We start from the raw sequence: 10,461 nt of genomic DNA on the forward strand, positions 1-10,461 counted from the left end.
GATGAATAAAAAGAGGGCCAGTCTAGCAGACTGACCCTCCCTCCTGACCATCCCTGTTTTGGTCTGGTTATTTACTGTTTACTACCGCATTGGCAACGGGGGTAACTGGCTGACGCCTTACTCCCCAGATGATCAGTGCCAGTACCACCAGTGGCAGCAAGGGGTCGAGCAAGGTGCCGCCCGAACCGAACAGCAAGTTGAGCAATGCCACGCTGGTGCCGCCAATGGCCCAGGCTATGGTGGTGGGGATGGACCAGACTACCATCTGTTGTTTGACATCCGAGATACCCATCATGCGGTTGACCACCCAGAACAGGCTGTCGTTGAAGTAGCCGAAGAACAGCGACCCCATGGTGGCTGCCTGGGCTGCCAGCAGCATGTTGACCCCCGGGATCTGGGCCAGTATGGGCGCAGAAATAGAAGCCGCTGTCACCATGGCCACTGTACCCGAGCCCTGGATCAGGCGCACCAGGGTCGCCACGATGAAGGGGATCAGGATGGGGGAAATGGGTAGCTGGGCGATCTGCTCGGCCATCTGCTGGCCCGCACCGCTGTCACGGAGCACGGCACCCAGGGCGCCACCGGCACCGGTCACCAGCAAGATGATGCCGGCCGATTGCAGCCCCTCTTCCAGGCGGGCGGCGGTGGCGTGGCGATCCATGTGCGGTACTAGTGTATAGACCGCCAGCAGCACGCTGATGGCGAGCGCTATGATGGGGGTGCCGATGAAGTTGACGCCCTGCACCAGAGGGTTGGTGGCCAGGCCGTCCATGCCTTCCAGGGTGGCCAGGGTGGTGAAGATGGCCTTGAGGAAGATGAGCACTATGGGCACCAGGATCGGTAGCAGTGACAGGGTCAGACTGGGCAGGCTCTTGCCCTCCTTCCCCTGGATGTACTGCTCGTAGGTGGACTGGAGTTCATCCGGCGTCTTGGCGACCTGGGCGGCGAACTCGGGGTACTTCTTGTCGAGCCACTGGGCGTAGAAGACGATGCCGAGCACGCAGGGGATGGCCAGGGCAATGCCCATCAAGAGCATGGCGCCGATGTCCACGCCAAACAGACCGGCGACACCGAGGGGACCCGGGGTTGGCGGCACAGTGTGGTGGGTGACCACCAGCCCCCCCGCCAGCGCTACGCCCAGGGTGAGCAGGGAGCGCTTGCCGCTTTTCGCCAGCGCCTTGGCCACCGGATAGAGGATGACGAAGGCGGAGTCCACGAAAATGGGGATGCTGACGACGTAGCCCGTGATGGCCAGGGCCCACTCCTCGCGGCGTTTGCCGAGCCACTTGATGAAGCTGTAGGCGATCTGTTCGGCAGCGCCCGACACCTCCAGCAGGCGTCCCATCATGACGCCGAGGCCGATGACGATGCCGATGCTGCCAAGGGTCGAACCAAACCCCTGGGTGATGACGGTGAGGGTCTTGTCGATGCTCATGCCGCCAGTGATCCCGGCGATGCAGGCCGCGGCCAGCATGGCGATCAGGGCGTGTACCCGGGTACGCACTACCAGAAAGACCAGCACGAAGACCGCGATGATGAGTCCGATGATGGGGGTTGGTATGGTGCTCATGATGCCTCCTGCAGGTCATGGGTCATGAAACTGTCGATGATCCCGGCAAACGTCCTGTCTGCCATGAAGCCGGATGCCAGTGCCCGGCTGTTGTCTATTTGTCCGGGCCAGCTGGCGACGATGCGCTCGATGGCCGGGTCATGGGCAAAACTGACCTTGTCACGGGCCGCCTGACCACCCGCCTCGGTGAGTGCGTCCAGCATCTCGCCGACGGTGACGCTGATGCCGGGCAGGTTGATGCTGCGGCCATCCCCTCTGGGCAGCGTGGCAGCCAGCAGGAAGTTGTTGACCACGGTGGCGGGGCTCGAGAGCCAGAGGCGAAGCGCTGGGCTCACCGGGCAGGTGGTTTGTTCCCCCTGTAGCGGTTCGCGAATGATGCTGCTGACAAACGATGAGGCGGCGCGGTTAGGCTTGCCGGGCCGCACACAGATGGTGGGCAGGCGCAGCGCCAGGCCGTCGACGTAGCCCTTGCGGCTGTAGTCGTTGACCAACAGCTCCCCCATCGCCTTCTGGGCGCCGTAGGAGGAGGTCGGGGTCAGTGCCGTGCCGTCGTCTACCACCTCCGGCAGCGGGCCGCCGTAGACGGCCAGCGAGCTGGTAAACACGAAGCGGATGCCAGGGCGGGCCTGGCGGCACGCCTCCAGCAGACTGCGGGTGGTGTCCAGGTTGACTCGCCAGCCGAGATCAAAGTCTTGTTCCGCATGGCTGCTGACGATGGCGGCAAGGTGATAGACGATGGCGGTATGTTTACTTATCAGCGATTCGGCCACTCCGGGAGCGGTCAGATCCGCCTGCAGGCAGCGTACTCGCGGGTCGGCCAGGGCTTGTGGCTCCTGAATGTCCACCAGCAACAGCTCGCTGAAAGAGAGGGAACTGTGCAATAGGGCATGAGCCAGCTTCTGTCCCAGAAAACCGCCTCCGCCGGTGATAATGATCTGCATCTTGCTATCCTCAGACTCGTTCGTGTTTAGGGTTGTTATTGTTGTGCCAGCCAGGCCAGGCCTTGCCGGGTATTGCCTCTGGGGTTGTATTCACAGCCGATCCAGTCGTGGTAGCCCGCCTGCTCGAGCACCTTGAACAGGTGCGGGTAGGCGATCTCCCCTTCGTCTGGCTCGTGACGGTCCGGCACCGAGGCGATCTGGACGTGGCCGATGGCCGGGCCCAGTTTGCCGATGAGGCGGGTGAGATCCCCGTCCATGATCTGGGCGTGATAGAGATCGAGTTGCACCGCAACGTTGGGTCTGTCTATCTCCTGCACCAGTGCCAGAGCATCGAGCTGATGGGCGAGGAAGTAGCCGGGCACGTCCCGATCGTTGAGCGGCTCGAGCAGTACCCTGATACCGTCTTTGGCCAGGAAATCGGCGGCGAAACGGATGTTATCGATCACGGTTTGGCGGTGGGCTGCCAGAGTGTGTGCCGGGTCGACGATGCCGCTCATGGCGTGCACCTTGCGACAGCCAAGGGCCAGGGCATAGTCACGCACGGTGGGCAGGTGAGCACGAAATTCGGCTTCTCGCCCCGGTATGGCGGCCATGCCGCGCTCCCCGGCCGCCCAGTCACCCGGCGGCATGTTGAACAGCGCCTGGGTCAGACCGTACTGCTGCAACTGGCGGGCGAGCTCGGCGGCCGGCCACTCGTAGGGAAACAGGAACTCCACCGCCTCGAAGCCAGCCTCGCGGGCCGCCGCGAAGCGTTCCAGAAACGGCAGCTCGGTAAACAGCATGGTGAGATTGGCGGCAAACTTGCTCATGGCTTCAGACTCCTCAATTCGTTGATCTCGGGCTCGCTCAGATAGCGGATCCGCTGGCCGTGCAGCAGCAGGGCGAGGCGGGCCGTCTCTTCCAGCTCCTCCATGTTGTTGACCGCGTCGACGAGATCCTTGCCGGTGACCACGGGACCGTGGTTGGCCAGCAGGAAGGCGTTGCCGCCAGCGGCGCGGCGCCCCAACTCTTCGGCAATGCGCGCATCCCCCGGCTTGTAATAAGGGATGAGCGGTAGCTGGCCGACCCGCATCACGTAGTAGGGGGTGAAGGGGCGGATCACATTGGCCGGATCCAGCCCCTCCAGACAGGAGAGGGCGGTGAGGTAGGTGCAGTGCAGGTGCACCACGGCCTGGCATTCCGGATTGTTGTGGTAGATGGCGAGGTGGAAGGCCACCTCCTTGGAGGGGCGATCTCCCCCCAGGTGCTCGCCGCTCATGCTCACCCTGGCGAGGCGTGCCGGATCAAGCCGGCCGAGGCAGGAGCCGGTCGGGGTGGCGAGCAGGGTGCCGTCCGGCAACTTGGCCGAGAGGTTGCCGGCCCCGCCGGTGGCATAGCCTCGTTCGAAAAGGGATGCAGCCAGCATCACCATGGTGTCGCGCAGTGCCTGTTCAGTCATGGAAGAACTCCTGTGCCCGGCTGAAGAAGGTTTCGTCACCAAAATTGCCCGATTTGAGGGCCAGTGACAGAGGGGCATCGGTGGCTCGCACCCAGGGGACGCCGGGGGCGATTTGAGGGCCGATGTGGAAGGCGGCGATACCCAGAGCCTGGGTGATGCGGCTGGAGGTTTCACCGCCGGCAATGATGAAGCTCTCCACCCCCGCTTCGCGCAGTTGCACGGCAACTTGCGCAAAACACAGCTCCACCGCCTCGCTCGCTGCTTCGCGGCCAAAACGGGCCTGAATGGTGGCCAGCTCGTTGGGGCTGGTGGTAGCGTGGATCATGGGGGCCGGCGTTGCCGGCTGACTCAAGACCCAGCGGGCCAGCTCGGCCGGGTAATCGGCCTGTGTCAGGCATGCCGCCACATCGAGAGCCAGGGACGGTGCCATGGTCTGGTAGCAGGCCACCTGGCGATTGGTCATCTCGGAGCAGGATCCCGACAACACCACGGCGCGGTTGCAAAGCGGCCTTCCTGCCTCGCGGGCGGCAGCCCGATTACCGTCGCCGAGCAGGCGGGCCAGGCCGATGGCGAGCCCGGAGCCGCCGGTCACCAGCGGCATGTCGAGGGCAGCGGCGGCGATGTCCAACAGGTGCTGCTCGGTGAGGGTGTCGACCACGACGTAGCGCACCCCGTCGGCTGCCAGCTGCTCAAAGGCGTCGGCAATGGCGCTGGGTCCCTGACTGATGGTGGTGAACGGGACCAGACCTGCACGCCCCCCGGCCTGAGCCTCCATCAGCCGCAGCAGGTTGCTGTCGGTCATGGGGGTGATGGGATGGTGGCGCATACCCGACTCGGCGAGCGGCTGGGTGCCAACAAACAGGTTGCCCTGATAGACGGTGCGGCCGTTGACCGGCAGCGCCGGGCAGATCAGGGTGAGTCGGCTGTCCAGCGCCGTCAGCAGGGCGTCGGTCACCGGGCCGATATTGCCCGCCGCCGTGCTGTCGAAGGTGGAGCAGTACTTCTGGTAAATACGCGGGCAACCGCGCGCTTTGAGCCAGTCGAGGGCGGCTAGGGAGTCGCGCACCGCCTCGCTGGTCGGGCAGGAGCGGCTCTTGAGGCTGATCACCACGGCGTCAACCCCCGTCAGATCCGCCTCTGCCGGGATGCCGGAAAACTGGATGGTGGCGAGGCCGTTTTCCACCAGAAAACCGGCGATGTCGGTGGCCCCGGTGAAGTCGTCTGCGATGACACCAAGTTTCATGCTGTGCCCTCCATACCCGGCAGGCTGATGCCGTCGAAGATCTTGATGACGGCGCTGTCGTCTTCCTTGCCGTGACCGGCGTTGCTGGCGGTGAGGAACATGTTGAGCGCCGTGCTTGCCAGCGGCAGCGGGAAGTGCAGAATCCGCGCCGTGTCGGCCACCAGATTGAGATCCTTGACGAAAATGTCGACTGCGGAGCGGGCCTGGTAGTCACCGGTCAGCACTCGGGCCATGCGGTTCTCGAACATCCAGGAGTTGCCTGCGGCATGGGTCACCACGTCATACATGAGGTCGAGGGAGATGCCTGCCCGGCTGGCCAGCGCCATGGCTTCGGCGGCCACGGCGATATGCACCCCGGCCAGCAGTTGATGGATGATCTTGACCGTGCTGCCCTGACCCGGCTCGCTGCCGACCCGGTAGACCTTGCCGGCCACGGCGTCGAGCACCGGCTGCAGGCGTGCAAAGGCGGCGTCGGAGCCGGCAGCCATCACCGTCATCTCGCCCGCATCGGCCTTGATGGCACCGCCGGAGACGGGGGCGTCCAGCATCAGCAGCTCCAGCCCGGCCAGCTCGTGTGCCAGGGCTGCGGCTTCATCAGCAGCGATGGTGGAGGAGATCATGACGCCTGTGCCCGGCTTGAGGTGGGCGGCCAGGCCGCTCTCGCCAAACAGGATTTGGCGCACTTGGGCGGCGTTGACCACCAGCAGCAGGACGGCATCCAGTGCTTCTGCCAGGGGGCGGGCATCGGCCATGACGGCGGTCGCACCGGCTGCTTGCAACTGCTCCCGGGCGGTTTCAGAGAGATCAATGCCATAGGTGGCAAGTCCGGCCCGTAAGCAGGAGCGGGCGGCGCCCATTCCCATGGCGCCCAGGCCGATGACGGCTACGTGGTAGGGTTTGCTCATCTGTCTATTCCTCGATTACAACGGATGAGCCGATAGTAAGGGGTTGTTGTGGTCAAAAATCAGGCTGACATCACAAATTTTAACTATCGCGGTGTTAATTTTTGTTATTTATGAATGTATGGAGCCAATTGGATGGCTTTGGATGTCATTTTTGTGTGAATTTATGTGAGGCGTGAGCTGAGGGGGGATTTTTTATCAAAATTTCCCACTCCACTGGGGTAACATGAACACCCGTTTTACCGTTACGGATTGCCCATGATCCCCGTAGAGAGACAGCAACAGATACTGCACCTGTTGGCCGAGCGCGGTGCCGTCAGCATCACCGAACTGACCGAGCGGCTACAGGTCTCCCACATGACCATCAGGCGCGACATCCAGAAGCTGGAAGAGCAGGGGCGAGTGCTCTCTGTTTCGGGAGGGGTGAGTCTCTCCCTGCGTATCAAGAGCGAACCCTCCCATGCCGCCAAGCGCAGCCTGATGCAGGAGGCCAAGCTGGCCATTGCACGCAACGCGGCCGCCCAGGTGGCGCAGGGCAGCACCATCTATCTGGATGCCGGCACCACCTCCCTCGAACTGGCCCGCGAACTGGCGCAGCGGGAAGATCTGATGATAGTGACCAACGACTTTATGGTCTGTGCCTACCTCATCGAGCATGGTCGTTGCCGCCTCTATCACTCCGGGGGCCAGGTCATTCGGGAGAATCAGTCCTGCGCCGGTGAGGCGACCGCCCATTTCCTGCGCAATCTGCACCTTGATATGGCGTTTTTGTCGGCGTCCTCCTGGGATGCCATGGGGATCTCCACCCCCAGCGAACAGAAGGTACCGGTCAAGCGCGCCGTGGTGGAGGCGGCCGCTACCCGCATACTCATCTGCGACTCGTCCAAATATGGCAAGGTGGGGACTTTCAACGTAGTGGGATGGGAAGTGATCGATCAGGTGATCACGGATGGACAACTGCCGGAGAGCGCCCGCGAGGTGCTGGCCCAACATGGTGTCAAGCTCACGCTGGTGTCCTGGTTGGCAGAGCAGCAGGCCGCCGGTTAGGCGGCTCACTGCCCACGCCCTATTTATTGGCGGAGCGCTGGATCACTTCCCCCGCTTTTTCGATATCCCTGCCGATACCACTGACGGTGTTGCAGCCCATCAAGAGGACGCAGCAGAGCAGCAGCCCATATTTCATGTGTTTCATCTTGTTTCCTCTCAGGTGAGTTAGGGAATCAGTTTTAGCAAGCGTCCGTCAGGGGCATCGGTTAGCAGATAGATGGCGCCATCCGGTCCTTCCTTGACTGTGCGGATCCGTGCCCCCAGCTCGGTCAGCAGGCGTTCTTGCGAGACTATCTTGTCTCCCTCCATCTTCAGGTGCAACATGGCCTGACCCCGCAAGGCACCGACCAGCAGGTCGCCCTGCCACTCCTTGAACAGGGTGCCTTGATAAAACGTCATGCCGGAGGGGGCGATGGAGGGAACCCAGATCCACTTTGGCGGCACCATACCGGGGGCCGCAGTGCCTGAACCAATTTTGCCGCCGCCATACTCTTCGCCAAAACTGACGCTGGGCCAGCCATAGTTGCGGCCAGGCAGGATCAGGTTGACCTCATCGCCGCCCTGGGGACCGTGTTCGTGGGCCCAGAACTGGCCTGTGACGGGGTGCAGGGCTGCCCCCTGCATGTTGCGATGACCCAGGCTCCAGATCTCGGGCAGGGCTCCGGCGTGCTGTACAAAGGGGTTGTCCTGTGGCACCCGGCCATCAAGATGCAGGCGTATGGTCTTGCCCAGATGGTTATCGAGGGACTGGACCTGATCTCGCCCCTGATAGCGATCTCCCAGCGTGATATAGAGGTAGCCATCGTCCCCTGTCAGCAGCCTGGCACCAAAGTGGGCACTCCCGCTCATTTTCGGCTGCTGGCGAAACAGCAGTTGCCACTGGTGCAGTCTGTCATCTTGCAATTTGGCACGGGCCACTGCCGTGCCTGCACCGCCCTCACCCGGTTCGCTGTAGCTCAGATAGATCCAGCCCTCCTTGTCCTGGGCCAGGTCGAGCAATCCCCCCTGACCGGCGTTGGCGATGGGAGGCAGTCCCTGCACCGAATGGCGCTCCCCTTGCGGATCGATGCGCAGCAAACGGCCTGTCCGTTCGCTGATCAGAAACTCCCCGCCAGGCAACAGCACCAGACCCCAGGGATGGGAAAGCCCCTCGACCAGCGGGATCAGAGTGATGGCCCGGACGGGCGCGATCAGACAGAGCAGTAGTACCAGCACTCTGAACATGTGGATCTCCTCTACAGTGACCGGTCAAAATACAGGTTGCCGGGGCGGGTCAATATCGCTGAAGTATAGAGAGACGTGATAGAAGCATCAGGAGCAATGCTCCCCTGTACGAGCCGGGATGGGGCGTGTTCCAAAGCAGTAGCAGGAGAAACAGGACTAGACGATTACATTGGTTGAGTATCAAAGGAATTCAACGAAAATTGGGCGCGTATTGTAAGTGGATTTAAAATACAGCGGCCAACATCAATTTACTCACTATTGATCCGCGACATGATGCCGTTGTGGCGACTTGCCTGGGCGGAGAGTGGTAGAGCACTCTTCGCCCAGACCGTTATAACTCCAGCTCGATAATGGGGAGTTCCCACCGCTCACTTCGACATTGTTCCTGGTAGGCGTCGTCTGTCTGTGCTTTGCTCCGCTCAATCATGGCGATGACGTTGGCGTGCCGGATAGTTGCAAACTGATTCAGCCAGATCTGATGACCACTTTGGGAGAGGCGAGCTACAGGTGTTTGACCATGGAAAACATGGAGTTTCTGAAGCTTGTCGATATCGATACGTACAGCGTCTCCGACGTGTAATTGCCGCAGGTGCTGGTGTATCGGGTGGTTTTCGTTGCTACGGCCTGCATAACCAATATCCAGTTGGCGCATACCCATGATGGCAAAGCGGCGCTGCCGTACAGGGGCGGTGGCCTGGATCGACTCGTTGTAACAACGTTCGGCAATGAGCGGGAGGTGGGGATGCCGCTGGTCAGCGCGGGACATAACCACTAACCGTTGGATTGCTCGGGTCATCGCAACATAGAAGAGGCGCCGCTCTTCCTCGATGTTGTTCGCATTGCTTTCTGCGCAGCGTTGCCAGCCGCCATCAAGGATCAACACATGGCGATACTCCTCCCCTTTAACGCCATGCACTGTGCTGAGGAGCACGCCCTTGCCAAAGCGGATCTGACGTCGCTGTTCGCTCAGGTATTCGTAAAGGAACTGCAGGAAATAGTGCGCTGACAGCGCTTGCTCTCCCTGACTCTCCTGCCATTGGGTAATCAGATCGTACAGCAAGGTTTCCCAGCGGTTTGCCTGATCAAGGGGAGGGAGTGGACCGGCCAGTTGTTGCGCTGTCAGGAGTGCGTGGCCTTGTTGATGTAACCAGTTCTGGTAACGCAAGATCTCGCGACAGCGATGTATCGGGAAGCCATGCTCTCGATCCAGGGTAAATCTGCAGGGAATAGAAGCATCAGCGAGTGTTGAACGTACCCATGCCAGCTCTTCTTTATCCAACCCATTGCGAGCCAGCACTGCGATAGATTCCAGTGGGCATGTCGGATCTTTTTCACGAATCAGTGTGATGTGTCTGACGATTTCAGCGGCCTGTTGGGCTGCGTCAGTGCAGGATTGGACGATGACTTTGCCGCGTGCAGTCTCCAGCCCTTCCCAAGCGCCACCCGGTATCTCCATCTTGCGCCGTTCATCGATCACAATGGGGTGCGAACGCTTCATGCGATCCAGATTGTGTTCTATCAGCTGGTTAGCCGTTTCGATGATGTGGCTTGTTGAGCGGTAGTTCCACGTAAGGTAGTGCGTCTGGGCGTTGTAATCTTGCTCGAAGCGACGGATAAAGCTGACGTTCGCTTCGCGGAAGGCGTAGATAGACTGGTCGTCATCACCCACCGCCATCAGGTGCAGGCGCGCTTCTTCATCCTCTTCGCTTTTTCCAACCAGTGCAGCGATCAGTTGGTACTGCTGTTCGTCAATGTCCTGATATTCGTCGACGAGCAGAAATTGCAGACCCCCCAACAGCTTTTCCCGCTGCTCTTCCAACTCGAGACCGAGCTGGCTCTGCTCTCCCCGGAGCAGCTTGATAGCGTCATCAATGATGGTGGCAAAGTCGATATCGTCTGAGGTCCGGTTTTGCACCGCATTACCTGTCAGGCTCATCGCAAGACCGTGAAAGGTGAATACCGAGACCCTTGGAGTTATGGTGATTTCTGGTGTATGGGGGAGATAGAGAAGGTGGCGTATCCTGCTGATTGATTCCCGCGAAGAATCTCAATTAACAGAGGTGATACGCCATGACCAATTCTACCCTCAGAGTCCT

The 10,461-nt window shown here is 61.1% G+C and carries 10 protein-coding genes; 1 reads left to right on the top strand and 9 read right to left on the bottom strand.

Translation table 11 applies throughout. From position 1 onward, the window contains the following. Window positions 1–67: 67 nt before the first annotated feature. Genes GWQ22_RS11115 through ltnD form a run of 6 tightly spaced genes read right to left on the bottom strand, consistent with a single transcriptional unit; the run spans window position 68 to window position 6,097 of the window. Window positions 68–1,570: a gluconate:H+ symporter gene (locus GWQ22_RS11115; RefSeq protein WP_275930342.1), complete on the bottom strand. Its 1,503-nt coding sequence runs from the start codon at window positions 1,568–1,570 to the stop codon at window positions 68–70. Next, window positions 1,567–2,511 (bottom strand): D-erythronate dehydrogenase, encoded by a 945-nt coding sequence (gene denD, locus GWQ22_RS11120; protein WP_275930343.1) that lies wholly within the window; start codon window positions 2,509–2,511, stop codon window positions 1,567–1,569. The genes GWQ22_RS11115 and denD overlap by 4 nt, the downstream gene beginning before the upstream one ends. 35 nt (window positions 2,512–2,546) lie before the next feature. Further along, window positions 2,547–3,320 carry a 2-oxo-tetronate isomerase gene (gene otnI / locus GWQ22_RS11125; protein ID WP_042034965.1) on the bottom strand — a complete coding sequence of 258 codons (774 nt, stop codon included), beginning with the start codon at window positions 3,318–3,320 and terminating at the stop codon, window positions 2,547–2,549. Next, on the bottom strand, window positions 3,317–3,949 hold the full coding sequence (locus GWQ22_RS11130) for an aldolase (protein ID WP_275930344.1): 633 nt from the start codon (window positions 3,947–3,949) through the stop codon (window positions 3,317–3,319). The genes otnI and GWQ22_RS11130 overlap by 4 nt, the downstream gene beginning before the upstream one ends. Next, window positions 3,942–5,192, bottom strand: a complete 1,251-nt coding sequence (gene otnK / locus GWQ22_RS11135) for a 3-oxo-tetronate kinase (protein ID WP_275930345.1) — start codon at window positions 5,190–5,192, stop codon at window positions 3,942–3,944. Before otnK ends, GWQ22_RS11130 begins: the two co-directional genes overlap by 8 nt. After that, complete coding sequence (ltnD, locus tag GWQ22_RS11140) at window positions 5,189–6,097, bottom strand: L-threonate dehydrogenase (protein WP_275930346.1); 909 nt, start codon at window positions 6,095–6,097, stop codon at window positions 5,189–5,191. The genes otnK and ltnD overlap by 4 nt, the downstream gene beginning before the upstream one ends. A gap of 255 nt (window positions 6,098–6,352) precedes the next feature. On the opposite strand from ltnD, the gene GWQ22_RS11145 reads away from it, so the two are divergent. Continuing rightward, complete coding sequence (locus GWQ22_RS11145; protein WP_108537855.1) at window positions 6,353–7,141, top strand: DeoR/GlpR family DNA-binding transcription regulator; 789 nt, start codon at window positions 6,353–6,355, stop codon at window positions 7,139–7,141. A 19-nt stretch (window positions 7,142–7,160) separates the two neighbouring features. On the opposite strand, the gene GWQ22_RS11150 is transcribed toward GWQ22_RS11145, so the two are convergent. The 3 genes from GWQ22_RS11150 to GWQ22_RS11160 form a co-directional block, all read right to left on the bottom strand. Continuing rightward, on the bottom strand, window positions 7,161–7,286 hold the full coding sequence (locus GWQ22_RS11150) for an entericidin A/B family lipoprotein (protein ID WP_275930347.1): 126 nt from the start codon (window positions 7,284–7,286) through the stop codon (window positions 7,161–7,163). Window positions 7,287–7,306: 20 nt separating this feature from the next. Next, the gene (locus GWQ22_RS11155; RefSeq protein ID WP_275930348.1) at window positions 7,307–8,365 is read right to left on the bottom strand and encodes a PQQ-dependent sugar dehydrogenase; all 1,059 of its coding nucleotides are present in this window, start codon (window positions 8,363–8,365) and stop codon (window positions 7,307–7,309) included. A gap of 331 nt (window positions 8,366–8,696) precedes the next feature. Continuing rightward, window positions 8,697–10,301 (bottom strand): ATP-dependent helicase, encoded by a 1,605-nt coding sequence (locus tag GWQ22_RS11160; RefSeq protein WP_345893636.1) that lies wholly within the window; start codon window positions 10,299–10,301, stop codon window positions 8,697–8,699. Between the last annotated feature and the right edge of the window lie 160 nt (window positions 10,302–10,461).

Origin of the sequence: Aeromonas sp. 1HA1 (genome assembly GCF_029237385.1) — a bacterium.
Taxonomy (GTDB): Bacteria; Pseudomonadota; Gammaproteobacteria; order Enterobacterales; family Aeromonadaceae; genus Aeromonas; species Aeromonas popoffii.

Bases quoted from the DNA above. Each gene is read 5' to 3' on its own strand.
- GWQ22_RS11115 (WP_275930342.1), bottom strand. From the start codon at position 1,570: ATGAGCACCATACCAACCCCCATCATCGGACTCATCATCGCGGTCTTC.
- denD (WP_275930343.1), bottom strand. From the start codon at position 2,511: ATGCAGATCATTATCACCGGCGGAGGCGGTTTTCTGGGACAGAAGCTG.
- otnI (WP_042034965.1), bottom strand. From the start codon at position 3,320: ATGAGCAAGTTTGCCGCCAATCTCACCATGCTGTTTACCGAGCTGCCG.
- GWQ22_RS11130 (WP_275930344.1), bottom strand. From the start codon at position 3,949: ATGACTGAACAGGCACTGCGCGACACCATGGTGATGCTGGCTGCATCC.
- otnK (WP_275930345.1), bottom strand. From the start codon at position 5,192: ATGAAACTTGGTGTCATCGCAGACGACTTCACCGGGGCCACCGACATC.
- ltnD (WP_275930346.1), bottom strand. From the start codon at position 6,097: ATGAGCAAACCCTACCACGTAGCCGTCATCGGCCTGGGCGCCATGGGA.
- GWQ22_RS11145 (WP_108537855.1), top strand. From the start codon at position 6,353: ATGATCCCCGTAGAGAGACAGCAACAGATACTGCACCTGTTGGCCGAG.
- GWQ22_RS11150 (WP_275930347.1), bottom strand. From the start codon at position 7,286: ATGAAACACATGAAATATGGGCTGCTGCTCTGCTGCGTCCTCTTGATG.
- GWQ22_RS11155 (WP_275930348.1), bottom strand. From the start codon at position 8,365: ATGTTCAGAGTGCTGGTACTACTGCTCTGTCTGATCGCGCCCGTCCGG.
- GWQ22_RS11160 (WP_345893636.1), bottom strand. From the start codon at position 10,301: ATGAGCCTGACAGGTAATGCGGTGCAAAACCGGACCTCAGACGATATC.